General features: G+C 42.3%; 22 protein-coding genes. 19 read left to right on the forward strand and 3 right to left on the reverse strand.

Annotated elements, in window-relative coordinates:
- Positions 1-158 precede the first annotated feature (158 nt).
- Both AC13CC_RS02670 and mobA read left to right on the forward strand, forming a co-directional pair.
- A complete protein-coding gene (locus AC13CC_RS02670; RefSeq protein WP_482877196.1) occupies positions 159-536 on the forward strand; it encodes a DUF7009 family protein in 378 nt (125 codons plus the stop codon).
- Positions 530-1,117 carry a molybdenum cofactor guanylyltransferase gene (gene mobA / locus AC13CC_RS02675; RefSeq protein ID WP_482877197.1) on the forward strand — a complete coding sequence of 196 codons (588 nt, stop codon included), beginning with the start codon at positions 530-532 and terminating at the stop codon, positions 1,115-1,117. Before AC13CC_RS02670 ends, mobA begins: the two co-directional genes overlap by 7 nt.
- Before the next feature lie 17 nt (positions 1,118-1,134).
- Here mobA and AC13CC_RS02680 read toward each other — a convergent pair whose 3' ends face one another.
- Complete coding sequence (locus AC13CC_RS02680; RefSeq protein ID WP_482877198.1) at positions 1,135-1,566, reverse strand: RrF2 family transcriptional regulator; 432 nt, start codon at positions 1,564-1,566, stop codon at positions 1,135-1,137.
- 116 nt (positions 1,567-1,682) lie between these two features.
- On the opposite strand from AC13CC_RS02680, the gene AC13CC_RS02685 reads away from it, so the two are divergent.
- From AC13CC_RS02685 to AC13CC_RS02750, 14 genes are all read left to right on the forward strand, one after another.
- The gene (locus AC13CC_RS02685; RefSeq protein WP_482877200.1) at positions 1,683-2,195 is read left to right on the forward strand and encodes a c-type cytochrome; all 513 of its coding nucleotides are present in this window, start codon (positions 1,683-1,685) and stop codon (positions 2,193-2,195) included.
- A 5-nt stretch (positions 2,196-2,200) separates the two neighbouring features.
- Entirely contained in the window at positions 2,201-2,782 is a 582-nt protein-coding gene (locus AC13CC_RS02690; protein ID WP_482877202.1) for a fasciclin domain-containing protein, read from the forward strand.
- 25 nt (positions 2,783-2,807) lie between these two features.
- Positions 2,808-4,760 (forward strand): Sec-dependent nitrous-oxide reductase, encoded by a 1,953-nt coding sequence (nosZ, locus tag AC13CC_RS02695; RefSeq protein ID WP_482877203.1) that lies wholly within the window; start codon positions 2,808-2,810, stop codon positions 4,758-4,760.
- Between the two features lie 124 nt (positions 4,761-4,884).
- The gene (locus tag AC13CC_RS02700) at positions 4,885-5,502 is read left to right on the forward strand and encodes a hypothetical protein (RefSeq protein ID WP_482877204.1); all 618 of its coding nucleotides are present in this window, start codon (positions 4,885-4,887) and stop codon (positions 5,500-5,502) included.
- A gap of 3 nt (positions 5,503-5,505) precedes the next feature.
- Entirely contained in the window at positions 5,506-5,940 is a 435-nt protein-coding gene (locus AC13CC_RS02705) for a nitrous oxide reductase accessory protein NosL (protein ID WP_482877205.1), read from the forward strand.
- 2 nt (positions 5,941-5,942) lie between these two features.
- Positions 5,943-6,410 carry a pyridoxamine 5'-phosphate oxidase family protein gene (locus tag AC13CC_RS02710; protein WP_482877206.1) on the forward strand — a complete coding sequence of 156 codons (468 nt, stop codon included), beginning with the start codon at positions 5,943-5,945 and terminating at the stop codon, positions 6,408-6,410.
- Between the two features lie 154 nt (positions 6,411-6,564).
- On the forward strand, positions 6,565-7,764 hold the full coding sequence (locus AC13CC_RS02715; protein WP_482877218.1) for a nitrous oxide reductase family maturation protein NosD: 1,200 nt from the start codon (positions 6,565-6,567) through the stop codon (positions 7,762-7,764).
- The gene (locus tag AC13CC_RS02720; protein WP_482877207.1) at positions 7,761-8,471 is read left to right on the forward strand and encodes an ABC transporter ATP-binding protein; all 711 of its coding nucleotides are present in this window, start codon (positions 7,761-7,763) and stop codon (positions 8,469-8,471) included. Before AC13CC_RS02715 ends, AC13CC_RS02720 begins: the two co-directional genes overlap by 4 nt.
- Positions 8,464-9,246, forward strand: a complete 783-nt coding sequence (locus AC13CC_RS02725) for an ABC transporter permease (RefSeq protein WP_293162345.1) — start codon at positions 8,464-8,466, stop codon at positions 9,244-9,246. Before AC13CC_RS02720 ends, AC13CC_RS02725 begins: the two co-directional genes overlap by 8 nt.
- A gap of 29 nt (positions 9,247-9,275) precedes the next feature.
- Positions 9,276-10,478 (forward strand): hypothetical protein, encoded by a 1,203-nt coding sequence (locus AC13CC_RS02730; protein ID WP_482877208.1) that lies wholly within the window; start codon positions 9,276-9,278, stop codon positions 10,476-10,478.
- A gap of 142 nt (positions 10,479-10,620) precedes the next feature.
- The gene (locus AC13CC_RS02735) at positions 10,621-11,055 is read left to right on the forward strand and encodes an RrF2 family transcriptional regulator (protein WP_163626535.1); all 435 of its coding nucleotides are present in this window, start codon (positions 10,621-10,623) and stop codon (positions 11,053-11,055) included.
- Between the two features lie 64 nt (positions 11,056-11,119).
- Positions 11,120-11,833, forward strand: coding sequence for an iron-sulfur cluster repair di-iron protein (gene ric, locus AC13CC_RS02740; protein WP_482877209.1), 714 nt, complete (start codon positions 11,120-11,122; stop codon positions 11,831-11,833).
- A gap of 98 nt (positions 11,834-11,931) precedes the next feature.
- Positions 11,932-12,255 carry a hypothetical protein gene (locus tag AC13CC_RS02745; RefSeq protein WP_482877210.1) on the forward strand — a complete coding sequence of 108 codons (324 nt, stop codon included), beginning with the start codon at positions 11,932-11,934 and terminating at the stop codon, positions 12,253-12,255.
- Positions 12,256-12,273: 18 nt separating this feature from the next.
- Positions 12,274-12,654 carry a group III truncated hemoglobin gene (locus tag AC13CC_RS02750; protein WP_482877211.1) on the forward strand — a complete coding sequence of 127 codons (381 nt, stop codon included), beginning with the start codon at positions 12,274-12,276 and terminating at the stop codon, positions 12,652-12,654.
- Between the two features lie 167 nt (positions 12,655-12,821).
- On the opposite strand, the gene AC13CC_RS02755 is transcribed toward AC13CC_RS02750, so the two are convergent.
- Positions 12,822-13,565: an NIPSNAP family protein gene (locus AC13CC_RS02755; protein ID WP_482877212.1), complete on the reverse strand. Its 744-nt coding sequence runs from the start codon at positions 13,563-13,565 to the stop codon at positions 12,822-12,824.
- Positions 13,566-13,646: 81 nt separating this feature from the next.
- Entirely contained in the window at positions 13,647-14,654 is a 1,008-nt protein-coding gene (gene mgrA, locus AC13CC_RS02760) for an L-glyceraldehyde 3-phosphate reductase (protein WP_482877213.1), read from the reverse strand.
- A gap of 228 nt (positions 14,655-14,882) precedes the next feature.
- Here mgrA and AC13CC_RS02765 point away from each other — a divergent pair, with 228 nt between their 5' ends.
- The 3 genes from AC13CC_RS02765 to AC13CC_RS02775 all read left to right on the forward strand — a co-directional run bounded on the left by AC13CC_RS02765 (position 14,883) and on the right by AC13CC_RS02775 (position 18,128).
- Positions 14,883-15,458 carry a Crp/Fnr family transcriptional regulator gene (locus AC13CC_RS02765; RefSeq protein WP_482877214.1) on the forward strand — a complete coding sequence of 192 codons (576 nt, stop codon included), beginning with the start codon at positions 14,883-14,885 and terminating at the stop codon, positions 15,456-15,458.
- Between the two features lie 92 nt (positions 15,459-15,550).
- Positions 15,551-15,880 (forward strand): DUF6660 family protein, encoded by a 330-nt coding sequence (locus AC13CC_RS02770; protein ID WP_482877215.1) that lies wholly within the window; start codon positions 15,551-15,553, stop codon positions 15,878-15,880.
- Positions 15,881-15,950: 70 nt separating this feature from the next.
- Positions 15,951-18,128 carry a TonB-dependent receptor gene (locus tag AC13CC_RS02775; RefSeq protein ID WP_482877216.1) on the forward strand — a complete coding sequence of 726 codons (2,178 nt, stop codon included), beginning with the start codon at positions 15,951-15,953 and terminating at the stop codon, positions 18,126-18,128.
- The last annotated feature ends 242 nt before the right edge of the window (positions 18,129-18,370 follow it).

The following is an 18,370-nucleotide window of genomic DNA, read 5'->3' on the forward strand; positions in this document are numbered from 1 at the left end:
CGTGTAAAATGTAATGTATTTTTTTTGATTCGGGGATATAACCTATCAAAGAACACCTGTTTTTGAATGATTATAACAAAAAAGTAACGTAAGTTTTGATTTGCTGGCAGAGACCAATATTTACTGGGTTACCATTACAATACTAAAAAAAGAAGCGCATGAAAATTAGGATTAAAGGAAATTCAATACGATATAGGTTGACCAAGACCGAGGTAGAAACTTTTTGCAAAACAAGCTCTTACAAGGAAACTACAAATTTTGGAAATAGCGTGTTTACCTACCAACTAAAAACAAAAAAAGGAATTGACGTACTTGAAGCCTCATTTGGGCAAAATACCATAAGCCTGTACTTGGCCAAGAAGGAACAATCGGACTGGGCTACATCGAACAGGGTTGGCTTCAGTGGGACAATGGATTTGCCAAACGGCGAACAACTTTCATTGTTATTGGAAAAGGATTTTGCCTGTCTGGACAATACAACCGAGGATCAATCGGACAATTTCCCCAACCCAAAAAACGACCCTACAAAATGCTGAATCCTTCAAATTTGACGGCTATTATTTTGGCGGGTGGAAAAAGTACCCGTATGGGCAAGGATAAGGCTTTTTTGATGCTTGAGGGCAAACCTTTTATCTCCCATATTTTAGAAACAGTACAACAATGTGCTGAAAATGTCCTTATCATATCAAACAATCAAAAACTGGATAGCTTGGGCGCAACAAAGTACGCTGACTTGATTCCCAATCTTGGCCCCATTGGTGGCATATATACTGGTCTGGTCCACTCAAGTACCGAGTTTAACCTTGTTGTTGCCTGTGACACCCCTTTATTGAGCAAGGAAACCATTGGTGTTTTAATTGATGGAATTGATGATGAGCATGATGGCTTTATCGTACAACATGAAGATGTACCTATGCCATTGATCGGTATCTACAGAAAAAGTGGCATAGCTTGTTTTAAGGAAGCCATTGATGAGGAAAAGCTGGGCTTGCTAAAACTGCTGGCAACAATGCGTACAAAAACCATTGATGTGCCCAAGTCCCACTCCAAGTCAGTATGGAACATTAATACACTAGAAGATTTTAAAGCGATCCAAAATCTTAAAAAAGAAACCTAACTATAGGCTGTTCTGGACTATAATGGAAAAAACTCCTCAATGTTCTGTTTGCCATCAACCAAGTCCAGAATGGTCGTATTTTCCAGAATGTCGATAAATTTAGACTTATTGGCCCCTACAAGTTTATGAAGCACACAGGGGTTGTCCAAATCACAGTTTCTCATACCCATGACGCAGGAGTGCACGCGCTTTTCACCATCGATTACCCTTACAATATCCATTAAGGTACGCCTTCGGTCATCTTCACTCAAATAGAAACCCCCTTTGGGTCCCCGGGTCGATGATATGACACCATGTCGGGATAGTTCCTGTAATAATTTTGCCAAATAAGCTTCCGGTACATGCACTACCTCAAAAATATCCCTGACCATGACCTTATGGCTCTCATCGGAGTTCAAAGCTAAATAGAGTACCCCTTTTATGGCATATTTGGATGAATTGGAAAGCATGGCATCAAAATGTTAAGCAAAGATTAAAAGACATTTTTATCCTTTTTATGATTAATATCATGTTATAGGTCCAAGCCGCTATATACTTTTGAAACGAAATTTTAACCATTGATCACATGAAAGCAATAGTAAAAAGTATGGCCCTGCTCTTCACCCTTATAATGATTGGTTGCGGTGGAAAGAAAGAGGAAAAAAAAGAGGAAGGCTTTAGCGTACAGCGCAAAAAGGCCCAAACAGAACAACCGGCGGAAACCAGCTCCACCGATCAGGTCAAACCTTCCGAGCGGGTGGACATGACCACAAAAGGGGTTGGCCCCGTTACTTCTGTTGAGTTATCGCCGGAAATTGACCAAGCCATGGCGGAAAACGGTAAAAAGGTATATGACCAAATGTGTCTGGCCTGCCACAGGATCGGTAAAAAGTTCATTGGCCCTCCCCCCAATGGAATATTGGAAAGAAGAACCCCGGAATGGGTGATGAACATGATTCTAAACCCTGAGAACATGGTGAAAGAAGATCCCTTGGCAAAAGATCTTCTCCAAGAGTTCAACGGATCTCCCATGGCCAACCAAGGATTGACCGAGGAACAGGCCAGGGCAGTTCTTGAATATTTCAGAACCTTAGAATAAACGTTATGAAATCGTCCATTAAACTCAGTATGATGGGATTGTTCTTACTGTTCACTCTTCTCGGTAGTTGTAAAAACAAGTCTCAAAACAAAACAACGGACCCCAGTCAAAACGAGGCCATTATTAATTCGGAAAACAACAAAGGGCAAGCCTTTATAGCTGATGACGAATCCACGCCCAATGTGCTACAAATTGCCATTGGATCGGCAGACCACAGTACCTTGGTGGCCGCTGTTCAAGCAGCAGATTTGGAAAACGTACTGGTCAATGCCGGTCCGCTGATGGTCTTCGCGCCTACCAATGCCGCTTTTGATGCATTGCCCGAAGGTACCGTGGAAGATTTATTGAAACCGGAAAATAAAGATGCCCTGGCCAATATCCTTAAATACCACGTAACCCCCGGCAACTACTCAAAGGACTTTTTGATGAATTTCAAAAAATTGGGCCAGGCCAATAATCAAAATGTAACCGTTGAGGTAAAGGATAACGAGGTTTATGTGGGCGGTGCCAAAATAATTGCAAGTATAACAGCAGGAAACGGAATCGTCCATGTAGTGGACAAGGTAATCCTACCTCCTACCCAATAAAAAGTATAACACAAAAACTAATACAATGAAAATCTATAGTCATTTAATCACGGCCCTGGGAGCGACCTTATTACTGGTTTCATGCGGCCAACAAAACCAAAGTTCGAACGGTGCACTTTCTTCGAGTGCCGCCGAAAAAGTATACGTAGCTCCGGGCGAGCAAGATGAATTTTACGCCTTTATGTCGGGCGGTTATAGCGGAAACCTTACCGTTTACGGGTTGCCCTCTGGAAGAATGTTCAAGGAAATTCCGGTATTCTCCCAATTCCCGACAAATGGTTATGGATATTCAGAGGAAACCAAGCCCATGCTCAACACTTCACATGGTTTTGTACCTTGGGACGATGCCCACCACCCGGACATATCACAGACCAATGGTGAATTGGATGGACGCTGGATTTTTATCAATGGGAACAATACGCCCAGAATTGCACGTATCAGCCTGAGCACTTTTGAGACCGAGGAAATTATTGAGGTACCCAATAGTGCCGGTAACCACAGTTCCTCATTTATCACTGAAAACACAGAGTATGTAGTGGCGGGAACCCGTTTCTCTGTTCCCATTCCACAAAGGGACATACCCATCAATGAATACAAAAGCAACTTTAAGGGGTCTTTGTCCTTTATCAGTGTTGACCCAGAGCATGGCCACATGGATTTAAAATTCCAATTGTTGATGCCCGGTTTCAATTATGATCTTTCCCACCCGGGACGGGGGAAATCCCATGGTTGGTTCTTTTTCACCACCTATAACACCGAAGAGGCACACACCTTGCAAGAAGTAAATGCCTCACAAAACGACAAGGACTTTATTGCAGCGGTCAACTGGAAGAAAATCGAGGAATATGTGAACAATGGCGGAGGTACAAAAATGCCTGCCGACTATGCTCATAATCTATACGATGAAAGTACCCATACAGCTACCACAACCATGAAAAAAGAGGTGTTGACGGTAGATCCATTGAAAGTTCCCGGAGCTGTTTACTTTTTGCCCACCCCAAAATCTCCCCACGGTTGCGATGTAGATCCCTCCGGACAGTACATTATTGGTAACGGTAAATTGTCGGCAGACTTGACCGTACACTCCTTTGATAAAATGATTGCCGCCATTGAAGGCGAAAAATTTGATGGGGAAGCCTACGGCATCCCTATCCTTAAGTTCGAGGATGTATTGGCAGGACAGGTAAAAAGCGGCGGTTTGGGGCCCTTACATACCGAGTTTGATGGAGAGGGAAATGCCTACACCACTTTCTTTATCTCCTCCGAAGTGGTGAAATGGAAGTTGGGGACCTGGGAGGTCATTGACAGAAAACCAACCTACTATTCCGTAGGTCACTTGATGATCCCCGGGGGGAACTCCAGAAAACCTTTCGGCAAATATGTTGTGGCCATGAACAAGATTACCAAGGACAGGTACTTGCCCACAGGGCCCGAAATGGAACATTCAGCCCAGATTTACGACATCTCCGGAGAGAAAATGGAGTTGATCTATGACTTCCCTACCCATGGTGAGCCCCATTATGCCGCAGGGATCCCAGCTGAGATTTTGGCACCAAAATCAAAGAAAATATATAGATTGGACGAGAACGAACACCCCTATGCCGTATTATCCCCCACCGACTCCAAAGTGGTGCGCGAAGGAAACGAGGTACATGTATATATGTCCACCATTAGAAGTCACTTTACCCCCGACAACATTGAAGGTATCAAGGTCGGTGACAAGGTATATTTCCATATTACCAACCACGAACAGGATTTTGATGTTCCGCACGGTTTTGCCATGATAGGACAGAACACCTCGGAGCTCCTTATCATGCCGGGACAGACCAAAACTTCGGTTTGGGAACCTAAAAAAGTTGGGGTATGGCCATTCTATTGTACGGATTTCTGTTCTGCACTGCACCAAGAAATGCAAGGATACGTCAGGGTTTCCCCCGCTAACTCCAATGTGGAGCTTAAATGGTCACTTGGTGAATAATTCGGATTGAGTCACCATGGAAAAAAGCGGGCTGTCTCCACGACCTGCCCGCTTTTCTTACAAATTGGAATACCGTCTACCCTCCAAAAGCCACACGCAGTTTGTAACTTTTAAATCATAAAAAATGAAAAAGGCTAGTATTATAATGATTGTTGGCCCGCTGCTTTTATTGGGTCTCTACATCTTTCCGCTTTGGAACATCATGCTGGGTGCCCCTCAATACCCAGATCCATTGGGAATGAACATTTACATTAGTGGACTCAAGGGGGTAAACGAGTTCGATATTCAGAACATTGATGGCCTTAACCATTATATTGGCATGCAAACCCTGCCCAAGGCAAACGAAATGTGGGAATTTGGTACTTTTCCAATCGTTATAGGGATTATGGCTGCCCTTGGGGTTTTGATCGGTATTTTGGGCTATTTGAACAAACTGAGCTACAAATGGTTCTTGGGATGGTTTTTGACCATGTCCGTTCTCGGTGTATTGGGGATGTACGATTTTAATGAATGGTTGATAGACTATGGTACCGACCTAGATCCCAATGCCATTATGAAATTGACAAACACCGACGGAAGCCCAATGACCTACAAGCCTCCATTGTTGGGACATGTAAAAATGCTCAATTTTGATGTAACATCCCTACCAGCTTCCGGAGCTTGGTTAATGTTCGCTGGAATGATGCTTACGCTTCTTGCTGCATTCCTTGGGTGGAAAAATCAAAGAAGCGGTAAAAAGTAAATCATGAAAAAACACATAACATTATTTTTTATCGTGCTTATCGGCAGTATAGGATGTACCGTGGCACCAAAACCCATTGATTATGGCCATGTGGGCTGTCATTATTGCAGCATGACCATTGTGGACAAACAACATGCCGCACAATTGGTGACCAAAAAAGGCAAGGTCTTTAATTTTGATGCCATTGAATGTATGATAAACCAATTAAGGGAGGAAGATGAATCCGCCATGGCCCTCTTCTTGGTCAATGATTTTGACCAACCCGGTGAACTGGTGGATGCCAAAGAGGCTACTTATCTGATCAGTGAGAACATTCCCAGTCCAATGGGTGAATACCTAAGTGCCTTTACCAATGAAGAAACTGCCAAGGAAACTAGGACCAACCAAGGTGGGGAACTTTATACATGGACTGAAATTAAAAATCGATTTAAACTTTGAATATGAGTACAATCGCAGATTTGGAACTGGTAAAATGCACCGGACTTTTAACAGACAATTATGTGGGACACCTGGCCTACATTGCCAATAATGAACCCCATGTAGTACCGTCGACCTATTTTTTTGACAAAGATGAAAAGAGTATTTTGTGCTTTGCATCCAATGGGCATCGGATAAACGCCCTTAGAAAATGCAATACGGTTTCTTTTCAAGTGGATAGCATCGAGTCGTTTCGCAATTGGCAATCGGTACAAGTACATGGTATTTTTCAAGAGCTTACCGGAGATTGCGCCAAATTAAGTTTAAAACGCTTTGCGGAAGGCGTACAGCGAACCATAGACCATAAAAATGCTGAGCGTCCCCATTTTTTAAGTCACTTTTCCGGAAAATTGCAAGAAACGGAAATGCCAGTGGTCTATCGTATTGCAGTGACCAAGATAACAGGAAAGTCAGTAAAGGATTTTACATAAACCGGATAAAAGAAAACCGAGCCCTGGGCATGGAGCATCAACAGAGTCGCCATTTTTTAAATCTTGTTTATTTGGGCAGAATTTAGCGCACGAAGGTTATAGTATGAAATTAGATGTACAACATATAAAACGTATTCTAGGGCTTGTTTTTTTGATGGGCTTTCAATTAGGCTTGGCAAATACCTGGACCGTTTGTAGCACCTGCGAGAACAGTTCCATAAAGGAAACGATTTTACGTGCTTCTCCCCACGATACCCTATTGATTGAAAAAGGTACCTACAAGGAATTTGAGATCTTGGTGGACAAGCCCTTGGTCATCAAAGGGATTGGTTACCCCATTGTTGATGGCGGAAAAAGGGGGGAAATCTTCAGGATCACATCGGATGATGTTACACTGGATGGGCTGTTCGTCATCAATGTAGGGGTGAGCTACACCAAGGACAACGCGGCCATACGGGTGGTGCAAAGTAAAAATTTCCTCATTCAGAATATGGTATTGGAGCAATTGTTTTTTGGCATCTATTTGGAAAAATCATCACACGGCAAGGTCTACCACAATAGGATTATTGGCGAAGCTGTAGACGAATATAACTCGGGCAATGGCATTCAACTTTGGTATTCCTCGGACGTAGAAGTGGCCAAAAATCATGTCCAAGGTACTCGGGATGGTATCTATCTGGAGTTTTCCGACCGAATCACCATCTCCGATAATGTGAGCATGGACAATCTGCGCTACGGACTCCATTTTATGTTTTCCAACCATGATGTGTATATCCGCAACACCTTCGAAAAGAACGGTGCCGGTGTTGCTGTGATGTTCTCCAAGTTCATCACCATGAAAAACAACACTTTTCGCAAGAACTGGGGCACAGCGGCCTATGGCATGCTATTGAAAGAAATCACTGACGCAGAGATTGTTGGGAACATTTTTGAGGAGAACACCATCGGCATCAATATCGAGGGATCTAACCGAATCAAGTACCTCAATAACGACTTTATAGGCAATGGGTGGGCCATACGAGTGGTCGGGGCATGCTATACCAATAGTTTTAAGGGCAATAATTTTTTGTACAACTCTTTTGATATCTCCTACAACAGCAAACTAAACGATAATGTGTTCGAGGGTAACTTTTGGAGCAGCTACACGGGTTATGACCTGGACAAAGACGGTGTTGGGGATGTCCCTTACCGCCCGGTCAAGTTGTTTTCCTATGTAGTGAACCGAACTCCCGAGACCATTGTGCTTTTGCGGAGCCTGTTTATGGATATTATTGATTTTTCCGAACGGGTATCCCCTGTTTTTACGCCCGATAATTTAAAAGATGCCCATCCCTTAATGAAAATACGACCATGACCATTGCAATTAACGACCTTCATAAGCGATTTGGTAAAAACCAAGTATTGAAAGGAATAGACCTGTCCATTGACCAGGGCCGCATTTATGCCATCCTTGGTCCGAACGGTTCGGGAAAAACCACCTTGATTAAGAGTATTCTGGGTATGGTAATTCCCGATAAAGGAGAAATATCCGTGTTGGAACAATCCATTAAAAAAGGGTGGCAGTACCGCAAAAAAATCGACTACCTACCCCAGATTGCCAATTTCCCCCCGAATATCAAGGTCAAGGAATTGATCCATATGATCAAGGACCTAAGAAACAGTCCAAGTACTGAAGCAGACCTTATCGAACTTTTTGGATTGGAATCCTTTCTGAACAAAAAACTATCCACCCTATCGGGCGGTACCAAGCAAAAAGTGAACATTGTATTGACCTTTATGTTCGACAGTCCCTTGATCATTTTGGATGAGCCCACAACGGGCCTGGACCCCAAAGCATTGATTCGTTTAAAAGAATTGATCCAAAAAGAAAGGGCCCAAGGCAAGACCATTTTGATCACTTCACACATCATGCAATTTGTGGAAGAAATGGCCGATGAAATCCTATACCTTTTGGAAGGCGAGATTTATTTCAAGGGGAGCATCGAAAAACTTTTGCAACAGACCGAACAAACCAATTTTGAACACGCCATTGCGGCCATAACAACGGGTAGCCATGCTTAAAATATTGAAATACAGTTTTTACGATTTGATACGAAGCCGTTGGAGCTACGTGTATTTTCTGTTTTATCTTGCCCTTGGATTTGTGCTGCTGTTCTTGAACAACGATGTTTCCAAGGCCGTGATCACCCTAATGAACGTAATCATTGTGCTGATTCCTTTGATAGGTACGATTTTCGGGGTGATGTACTATTACAATTCCCGGGAATTTACCGAGCTCCTATTGGCGCAGCCCATAAAACGTAGTTCTATTTTTATGGGACAATATTTTGGTGTGGCAGGTTCGTTGACGCTAAGCCTGGTGTTGGGGCTGGGGATTCCATTTGTACTGTATGGACTTTTGCGAAGCAATGCTATTTTTGATTTTTCCCTTTTACTGGTCACCGGTGCATTTCTCACCTTTATTTTTGTGGGACTTTCTTTTGTGATTGCCATATCCAACGAAAACAAGATAAAAGGATTTGGATATGCCGTATTGCTTTGGCTTTTCTTGGCAGTGGTCTATGATGGATTGTTCCTGATGTCACTGATTGTTTTTGAGGAATATCCGTTGGATACCTTTTCCTTGGTGGCCACTGCGCTAAATCCAATAGATCTTTCCCGCATATTGATTCTCCTTAAATTGGATATCTCTGCCCTTTTGGGGTATACCGGTGCCATTTTCAAAAAGTTTTTTGGGACCGACCTAGGTTTTCTGATTTCCATAGCAATTCTTTTATTATGGACCATTCTGCCTATCTTGGGGTTACGCTATAAAGCTGGAAAAAAGGATTTTTAAGGTTGATTGAAAACAATAAACAACTCACGGTGAAGCATAAGTCGTATCAATTGCATATCCTAATAGCCGTGATTTACTTTCTTGTGGCGGCCCTATTGGGGTTGCTGTTGCGCTCCTACCCTATTTTCGCTTTTGATTTCAACTACAGGTTTGTTGTCCATGCCCATTCCCATATAGCCCTCTTGGGTTGGGTATATGTAGTTTTGACCACCTTACTACATTATTGTTTTGTGGATAAGGATGCGTCCAGCAGAAGGTACAAACGTATATTTTGGTGTACGCAAGCCACCCTGGTGGGTATGTTAGTGACCTTCCCTTTTCAAGGATATGCGCTGTTTTCCATTATTTTTTCTACGCTGTTCCTGATCGTGTCGTATGTCTACTTTTACCATTTCCGGAAAAACATCAACCCAAAATACAGGCACAGCAAAGGATTGCAATGTGCAAAAGCGGCCCTGATCTATATGGTAATCTCCAGTTTGGGACCGTGGGCTTTGGGAGCGATCATGAACAGTTTGGGAGCTCAATCCATTTGGTACCGGTTGGCGATATATTTTTACCTCCATTTTCAATACAATGGCTGGATGATATTGGCCTTGGTAGGGTTTTTCATCTATGTTTGGGAACAGCGCGGTCTTGAAATTCCCGCAAAAACCTTCGCTCGCTTTTTTATAAGTCTAAATCTGGGGGTTGTGCTCACCTTTTTCCTCTCCACGCTTTGGACAAAACCTTCGTTCTGGTTCTATCTGTTCGCAGGTCTTGGAGCTTTGGCACAGCTTTATGCCTTTTCCTTGTTATGGAGCATATTTAAGAATAGGATTGATAACTTATCTTTTTCGAATGTGCAATTTTTAATGCTTAAGTCAGTTCTGTTTTTATTAATGATCAAAATAGTATTGCAACTTTTGACCGCTCTCCCCTATTTTGCCAATATTGCGGCCAACTTTCTTGATCTGACCATTGGGTATCTGCATTTGACCTTTTTGGGCATTATCAGTATTGGCCTGTTCCTATTCATGGATTATTTTAGCCTGTTTCGAATATCGAAGAAATCTTATGTATGGTATTTTTTGGGGCTCCTTCTCACCGAAGCGCTCATTTTTTATAGGGGTATGGCTGCGTGGCTGCAGTGGAACACCTTCAATGGACATTTGGAAATCTTGGCGCTGCTCACTCTTTTAATTCCTTTGGGGATTGCAATGATGCTCATCGAAAACCGAGCCCCTGATTAAGTTTTTAGCATGAATCCATATGACCTCCCTTACAATGCCGTATATTTGATTTCTTTCAAAAAAGTCTTATCAAAAATAATAAAGGACAATTTTGTCCGATTTAAATTTTAATGGTATCTTTGTACCTATAAAGTTCCCTATGATGTTTTCAAAAGCCTGTGAATATGGTATTCGGGCAGCGGTTTATATTGCGCTGCAATCCTTGGATGGAAGACGTGTCAGTGTTAATGAAATTGCCGAGGAAATAGATTCGCCCATAGCTTTCACGGCCAAAATTTTGCAACAACTCTCAAGGAATAACATCATCCACTCGGTTAAAGGGCCCACTGGTGGTTTTCAAATTGCCCGGGAAGATATGGATGCGGTAAAATTGAACATGATAGTCAAAGCCATTGATGGTGACAAGATATATGTGGGCTGTGGTCTGGGACTCAAAGAATGTAATGCCCAAAAACCCTGCCCCCTGCACGACAAGTTCGTTGATATCCGTACCGATTTGAGCAAAATGCTGAAAAGTACCAGCTTATTTGAACTGGCCACGGGATTGGAGGTTGGGTTGACCTATTTGAAACGATAAAAAATTTGAACAAATAAAGGACAATTTTGTCCGATTAATATATGAACCAATAAAATCAATTATCATGAACGATACCTTGGATAAAACGATAGGGCAAATGGTAGCAGAGGATTACCGGACCGCCCAGGTATTTAAAAACCACAAAATAGATTTTTGCTGTAAGGGCAACCGTACACTACAAGAAGTTGCGGAGAAAAAGGGGCTCGATTTGGACAGCCTGGTCCAAGAACTTGATGCGGTACAACATCAAGACCAGAGCGAGCAGACCGATTTTAAAATCTGGCCTTTGGATCTTTTGGCCGACTATATTGAAAAGAAGCACCATCGTTATGTGGAGCAACAAATCCCGATCTTGAAGCAATACCTGACCAAACTTTGTAAAGTGCACGGGGAAAGACATCCCGAACTGCACGATATTTTTGAACATTTCAATACATCCGCGGGTGAACTGGCCATGCACATGAAAAAAGAGGAACTGGTACTTTTTCCTTGGATTCGTAAAATGGTAAGTGGTCCTACAAATGAACAGCCGCATTTTGGAACCGTTAAAAACCCCATCAAAATGATGATGGAAGAGCATGATAATGAAGGGGAGCGCTTCCGAAAGATTGCTGAATTGAGCCATGATTATACCCCTCCGGCAGATGCATGCAATACCTATCGGGTAGCTTTCTCGCTTTTACAGGAATTTGAGGAGGACCTTCACCGCCACATCCATTTGGAGAACAACATCCTCTTTCCCAAGGCTGAGATTTTGGAAAACAACGTACTGAACTGATTTGAATATGGGGGCACATGCATTTAATGTACGGTGCCCTCTTATAAAGCATCTCGAAAACATCAAAAAAAACAATGGAAAATTCTACAACAATACACATGGCCCATTCTAAAACCGCACCTAACACAAATGGATCGAAAAACATTTACTGGCTCATGTTCAATGAGTTCAAAAAAAGACAATTGGGTTATTCCACCATCGCCATTATAGCACAGAGCTGCCTTGGTTCGGCTGCGGCCATGGCACTTTTGATGGGGGGAATGGACATGGTCTTAAAAATGGTACTGCTCTTTTTCGTTACCATTTTCTGTATGGCATTCAATGGGGCCGTATTGGCCCAACTAAGACCCCGGATCACGTTCAACCTGTTGATTTTAAGTGTTGCCTTTAGTATTTTGGTTATTATTGCCCATATCATATAATATTGGTGAATCTATAAAATGGTGCAAAAAAAGGAAATTCAAAGCGTGGAGGAGATAAAGCAATTGGTGGACCTCTTTTATGGTAAAGTCCGAAAAGACCCCTTATTGGCAGATATATTCAATGCTATCATTAAGGACAATTGGCCTGTCCATTTAGAGAAAATGTATCGCTTTTGGCAAACAGTATTATTACAGGAGCATACCTACCAGGGCAGCCCTTTCGCTCCCCATGCCAAGCTTCGTGTGGACAAAGCGCATTTTAACCGGTGGAAACAATTGTTTTTTGAGACCGTTGATGAAAACTTTCATGGGGAAAAAGCTGTGGCAGCCAAGTTTAGGGCCGGGAAAATGGCCGAAATGTTCCAGTTGAAGATTGAGTATATCCAGAAACACAGCTGAATCGGCAAGGCAACAATGCAACTATAGCCTTCGGCGGTCCCTTCGGTTACTTTGTACATACAGCTTCCCAAAAAATTGGGGCCAAACCTTAAACCCTTATATGTCCAATTAACCTTGAAAAATAAATTCTGAATGGAACATATAAGGGTTTAAGGTTACTCTTGAATTTATAATTGGGAGTACGAAACCGGCCTTAAGAACACCCGTATAATACTGTTCATGGCATGTGCATATTCTTCCAAATCAGAGATTCGCCTCCATTCCGGATGAGGGCCGAATTTGCTCCATGCTTCCGAATGGGCCTGCTTATCTTTGAAGGCCAACATATAGGTTAAACATGGCATATGGTTCCCGGCAATGTTAGATCCAAAAAATACGGTGGGTAGGCCAACATCTTCAAAAATGCCAAATTCACTGTCGTTGAACATTTTGACCTTTCTTCGAAGGGCGTCCTCATTGTAACTTTCGTAAATTCTAAGTTCAAAAAAGTCTGCATTCTCGGCCGGTTTCTGAAGGCTTGGAAAACCTGTTGTGGATTGAATAAGATCGGTGGAAATCCTACTGTACGGGATTAAGTTTTCAGCTACTTTAAGGTAAGTACCCGCATCTTCCAGATACTTTTTGTCCTTGTTCAATAACTCCTTGCTTTTTTGAAAGGTAGTGATGTCATCATAAGGGATGAGCACATATATTTTTTTTGGTAAACGCTCTCCCGCTTCTTCGAACACACCAATATTATTGATGCCCTGGCGGTTCATGGCCGGTATGAATGCATCCTTGAAATAATCGTGGAGTATGTGCTCCGGCCTACCGAATTCCAACTCATAGGTCCTCAGTTCGTAGACTTGCCCTTGTGCCGTACTATTGAAGTTCAGCATCAAAATAAACAGTATGGAAAAAAATTCTTTCATCTTTCTTGTTGATTTATTACTTGCCGGGTAAATTATCACCGGTATATCCTTTTAAATTAATGTAGCAAGGTGTGCTGCACATTATCCTTTACCTGAAAGGATGTTCTCGATTGTGTTCAATTCCTCTTGGTCAAAATCGGGATTTTGCAAGGCCCGCAACGAATCTTCCAACTGTTCGGGTCTACTTACCCCTAATAAAACGGACGTAACCCTTGGGTCCCGCTTTACCCATGAAAGTGCCATCTGGGCCAAGCTTTGCCCCCTTTCTTTTGCCACGTTGTTCAATCTTGCTACGATCTCCAGCTTTTCTGGGGTGATTTGGCCAGCCTCCAAAGCACCGTTCCCACGCCCAGAAGCAGCTCTGGATGATTCTGGAATTCCGTGAAGATATTTGTTGGTCAACAACCCTTGCTCCAAGGGTGAAAACACAATACTTCCCACACCTTCATTCCCCAACAGATCCAACAAACCATCTTCTTCTATCCATCTATCGAACATGGAATATCTAGGTTGGTGTATTAAACATGGGGTTCCCATTTCCTTTAATATTTTTAGGGCAGCCTTTGTTTCAACTGCATTGTAACTGGATATTCCAACATAAAGTGCCTTTCCTTGCCTGACGATTAAATCCAGAGCTCCCATGGTTTCCTCCAAAGGCGTGTTTGGGTCCGGACGGTGATGATAGTAAATATCTACATAATCCAACCCCATACGTTGTAAACTCTGGTCCAAACTGGAGACCAGGTATTTTTTGGAGCCAAAATCACCATAAGGACCCTCCCACATCTTCCACCCTGCTTTGGTGCTCACAATTATTTCATCCCTGTATTGGGCCAAATCCGATTTTAGGATGTTACCAAAAGTAGTTTCGGCCGAACCAGGTGGGGGACCATAATTGTTTGCAAGGTCAAAATGGGTGATACCTGCATCAAATGCCTTTTGCACTATCCTCCGGGCATTGTCAAAACTATCCGTTTGGCCAAAGTTATGCCAGAGACCCAGGGAAAAAGCAGGTAGCAACAAACCGCTATCGCCACAGCGATTATAGGTCATTTCATTATATCTATTCTTGTTTGGTCGGTAATCCATAACAGTTAAATTAAAAGTTTATACCAATGCATAATAGTCCATAAACAATTTTATGGTACAGTAAAATACCAGGTACTTCATTTATCATAAAACATGGCATTAATTATTGAAAGGATGTTTCTTTCAAAATTCTTTGATACATTGCCAGAAACAAATTTATTGGGTTTTTTACCCCTTTTTATTGAACTAGGACAAGAAATTACTTTCGGTTTTTTCAATTAATGTTTTATGAAAAATGAGCTAAAAAAATATTTGGAACGTTTTATCGAATTATCGGATAAGGAATCCGATATGGCGCTTCAGTTTTTTGAGTATCAGAAAATCCCGAAGCACACACTTATTTTACGCTCGGGAGACATCTGTAGTTTTGAGGCATATATTAAACGAGGTTGCGCCCGAGAATTTTTTACCGATCATAAGGGAAACGAACATACGGTTGAATTTGCGGTTGAAGATTGGTGGATCAGCGAAATCAATAGTTTTGAGAACAAGGTTCCCAGCCAGGTAAGTATAGAAACCTTGGAAGAAACAGAGATATTGTTCCTTTCCCTGGAATCAAAAAAAGAACTTCTTAAAGCAGTTCCGTCCTTAGAACGAATGTTCCGAATTATGATGCAACGCCATGTACACGTCCTTAAAAAAAGATTGCTCCAAAATATGTCTAGAAATGCGATGGACCGATACCTGACATTCCTTGAGCAATACCCTACCGTTGTACAGCGTGTTCCGCAATATCATATTGCCTCCTATCTTGGGATATCCCAAGAATTCCTGAGCAAATTGAGAAAGAGGGCGCACCAATAAATGTTGAAGTATATAAAATCCGTGCTTATAAATAGCTATCAATACCTTGAACATTTCCATATCCAACCTTTGGAATTCATTATCTTTGAAGCATGAAATTCCTGGTGATTGTTTTGTCTTTGCTTACCATTTTCCTGTCTTCGTTTCCGTGTTGTCAGGAAACGGTTGCATGTTCAAGCACTACGACCGTGAATCACTGTGACGGTGACGATTCTGAAGAACAGTCCGAAGAAAACAACACTCCTTGTTCCCCATTTTATGCCTGTGGACGCTGTCCTGGGTTTACAATGAATTTTGAAACATTGGATTTCGCAACCTTGGAACTTCCAAAGGAAAACCATCCAATCCCCTACTACATTGAACTGCTTCCCAAAGAAGTATATTTCTTTTCCCTGAAACCCCCGCGTCCTCTTGAAGTGTAACTTACCTTAAGATAAAATCTTGGTCAATTCTTTTTTGACCGTAATTCAGCATTCTTCAAAATCCATATCAATGAAAATAAAATTATTTATGATATTGTCCCTTGTCGGGATGGTATCCATATACGCACAAAACACACTTGACATTACAGTAAAGGATTCCCTCAGCAATGAACCGCTAATTGGGGTCACTGCGGTTTTGCCCTCCCTTAATCAAGGAACCATCTCCGACCAAGCAGGTAAAATTTATATGGAAAATATCCCCAATGGCATATACAAACTACGGTTGAGCTATATTGGTTATGCAACCTTGGAACGCAGCCTTTCCTTTCCTTTGGATGGGACGGTTCAAGGACAGGACTTTTTCCTTGTGCCCCAAACAGAGGAGATCGAAGAGGTTACACTAGTGTCAACAAGAAGCACCAGAACCATAGAGGACATTCCCACCAGGGTCGAGGTCATTGCCGGTGAGGAGCTTTCAGAAAAGGGCAATATGAAACCTGGGGATATTCGAATGTTGCTCAACGAGAGTACAGGTATCCGAACACAGCAAACCTCTGCCACAAGCTACAATTCAAGTATCCGTATTCAAGGGCTGGATGGTAAGTACACCCAACTCCTTCGAGACGGATTCCCGTTGTATTCGGGATTTGCCAGCGGGCTCAGTTTAATGCAAATCGCACCTTTGGACCTAAAACAGGTAGAGGTAATCAAAGGCTCCAGCTCTACCCTATACGGTGGAGGGGCCATTGCAGGACTGGTAAACTTAATCTCCAAAACGCCGGAGGATGAACCCGAACTCAGCTTTATGGCAAACGGAACCTCTGCCCTTGGGTTGGACCTTAGTGGTTTTTACTCCCAAAAATTCAACAAAATAGGAACAACGGTATTCGCTTCTTATAACTTGGGCACCCCCTACGATCCCGCTGATATTGGATTAACAGCCATCCCAGAGTTTGACCGCTTTACCCTTAATCCCAAATTGTACTGGTATTTGGGCGAACAAACCGAAGTCCTACTGGGATTTAATGCCATTTGGGAAGACCGTCTTGGGGGAAACATGGATTATGTAAAAGGCAAGCCCGTATCCAATCCCTATTTTGAATCCAATGAAACAGAGCGGATCTCCACCCAATTGGGATTTAAGCATGCCTTTAATGATCAAAAACGATTGGAAGTCAAGAACAGTTTCAGTTTTTACGATCGAAGTATAGCAATCCCCGATTTCACATTTACGGGTTACCAACGCTCTTCCTTTAGCGAACTGAACTTTTCTGTAAATTCAGAAAATGACCTCGAATGGATCTTGGGAGCCAATCTCTGGACAGAATACTTTAATGATACAAGGGATGGTGATACCAACGCTCTGGACCAATCCTATCAAATTTTTGGGCTGTTTGCACAAAATGTATGGCCCATCGATAAGACTTTTTCCGTGGAAACCGGTTTTCGTGCCGATTTCCATTCCGATTATGGAGCCATGGCCCTTCCGCGACTATCAATACTGTACGAGCCCCATAGCGCATTGACTTTTAGATTGGGCGGTGGAATGGGTTACAAAACTCCTACCGTGTTCACAGAAGATGCGGAACGCCTGCAATTCAGGAATGTACTGCCCATCAATACAAATGATGCCGACCTTGAACGTTCCCTGGGGGGTAATTTTGATGTAAACTATAAGTGGGTTCCAATGCCAGGAATGACAATGTCCATCAATACACTTGTTTTTTATACCAAAATCAACGACCCCATAACGCTTGTCCCAAATGAAAATGGGTTCTATAGCTTTCAACAACCGGACGGATATGTCGACACTCGTGGTGTCGAGGTCAACCTAAAAGTTAAGTATGGTGATTTCAAGTTGTTCACCGGTTACACCCATGCCAATGTTAAACAGCATGAAAATGGGGTGGAATCAGATTTTCCATTGGTGGCCAAACACCGCTTAAATAATGTACTGATGTACGAAAAAGAAGAAAATCTTTGGGTAGGGCTCGAAGCCTATTATTACAGTCCACAAAAACTGGGCAATGGTGAAACGGGCCAATCCTATTGGATTCTCGGATTGATGAGTGAAAAGAAACTCGGTGATAAATTTTCGATTTTTCTGAATTTTGAAAACTTTTTGGATACCAGACAAACCAATTTCGGTGCAATTTACACGGGGAACCTAAGCGACCCAGAGTTTTTGGATATTTATGCCCCGGTTGATGGCTTTGTCATCAATGGCGGTTTTAAAATACAGCTCTAGAAATTAAATTGAATCAAGGTCCAGCTTGGGAAGCATTGGGTTCAAGGGGTGTCGACCATCCAATATATAGGCATCCCTTCTTCTTTACACCAATTTAAAATAGGCACGTTCAGAAGTAGTGTAATTATTTGATTATCAGATAATTAATTCGTATATTTAGGTATGACAAAACCCCGAAAATGAGTCTTCAGCTCGAAAAACGGGGTTTTTTTAATCTTCAATTATGCACAAATTACGAAGAA

It is taken from the genome of Flagellimonas sp. L-11, from assembly GCF_056857735.1.

What these genes read in the sequence shown, in the direction of transcription:
- AC13CC_RS02700 (WP_482877204.1), top strand. Translation starts at nt 4,885, where the DNA reads ATGAAAAAGGCTAGTATTATAATGATTGTTGGCCCGCTGCTTTTATTG.
- AC13CC_RS02705 (WP_482877205.1), top strand. Translation starts at nt 5,506, where the DNA reads ATGAAAAAACACATAACATTATTTTTTATCGTGCTTATCGGCAGTATA.
- AC13CC_RS02775 (WP_482877216.1), top strand. Translation starts at nt 15,951, where the DNA reads ATGAAAATAAAATTATTTATGATATTGTCCCTTGTCGGGATGGTATCC.
- AC13CC_RS02680 (WP_482877198.1), bottom strand. Translation starts at nt 1,566, where the DNA reads ATGCTTTCCAATTCATCCAAATATGCCATAAAAGGGGTACTCTATTTA.
- AC13CC_RS02720 (WP_482877207.1), top strand. Translation starts at nt 7,761, where the DNA reads ATGACCATTGCAATTAACGACCTTCATAAGCGATTTGGTAAAAACCAA.
- AC13CC_RS02710 (WP_482877206.1), top strand. Translation starts at nt 5,943, where the DNA reads ATGAGTACAATCGCAGATTTGGAACTGGTAAAATGCACCGGACTTTTA.
- AC13CC_RS02690 (WP_482877202.1), top strand. Translation starts at nt 2,201, where the DNA reads ATGAAATCGTCCATTAAACTCAGTATGATGGGATTGTTCTTACTGTTC.
- AC13CC_RS02770 (WP_482877215.1), top strand. Translation starts at nt 15,551, where the DNA reads ATGAAATTCCTGGTGATTGTTTTGTCTTTGCTTACCATTTTCCTGTCT.
- AC13CC_RS02735 (WP_163626535.1), top strand. Translation starts at nt 10,621, where the DNA reads ATGTTTTCAAAAGCCTGTGAATATGGTATTCGGGCAGCGGTTTATATT.
- AC13CC_RS02745 (WP_482877210.1), top strand. Translation starts at nt 11,932, where the DNA reads ATGGCCCATTCTAAAACCGCACCTAACACAAATGGATCGAAAAACATT.
- nosZ (WP_482877203.1), top strand. Translation starts at nt 2,808, where the DNA reads ATGAAAATCTATAGTCATTTAATCACGGCCCTGGGAGCGACCTTATTA.
- mgrA (WP_482877213.1), bottom strand. Translation starts at nt 14,654, where the DNA reads ATGGATTACCGACCAAACAAGAATAGATATAATGAAATGACCTATAAT.
- AC13CC_RS02765 (WP_482877214.1), top strand. Translation starts at nt 14,883, where the DNA reads ATGAAAAATGAGCTAAAAAAATATTTGGAACGTTTTATCGAATTATCG.
- mobA (WP_482877197.1), top strand. Translation starts at nt 530, where the DNA reads ATGCTGAATCCTTCAAATTTGACGGCTATTATTTTGGCGGGTGGAAAA.
- AC13CC_RS02750 (WP_482877211.1), top strand. Translation starts at nt 12,274, where the DNA reads ATGGTGCAAAAAAAGGAAATTCAAAGCGTGGAGGAGATAAAGCAATTG.
- AC13CC_RS02670 (WP_482877196.1), top strand. Translation starts at nt 159, where the DNA reads ATGAAAATTAGGATTAAAGGAAATTCAATACGATATAGGTTGACCAAG.
- AC13CC_RS02725 (WP_293162345.1), top strand. Translation starts at nt 8,464, where the DNA reads ATGCTTAAAATATTGAAATACAGTTTTTACGATTTGATACGAAGCCGT.
- AC13CC_RS02715 (WP_482877218.1), top strand. Translation starts at nt 6,565, where the DNA reads ATGGGCTTTCAATTAGGCTTGGCAAATACCTGGACCGTTTGTAGCACC.
- AC13CC_RS02685 (WP_482877200.1), top strand. Translation starts at nt 1,683, where the DNA reads ATGAAAGCAATAGTAAAAAGTATGGCCCTGCTCTTCACCCTTATAATG.
- ric (WP_482877209.1), top strand. Translation starts at nt 11,120, where the DNA reads ATGAACGATACCTTGGATAAAACGATAGGGCAAATGGTAGCAGAGGAT.
- AC13CC_RS02755 (WP_482877212.1), bottom strand. Translation starts at nt 13,565, where the DNA reads ATGAAAGAATTTTTTTCCATACTGTTTATTTTGATGCTGAACTTCAAT.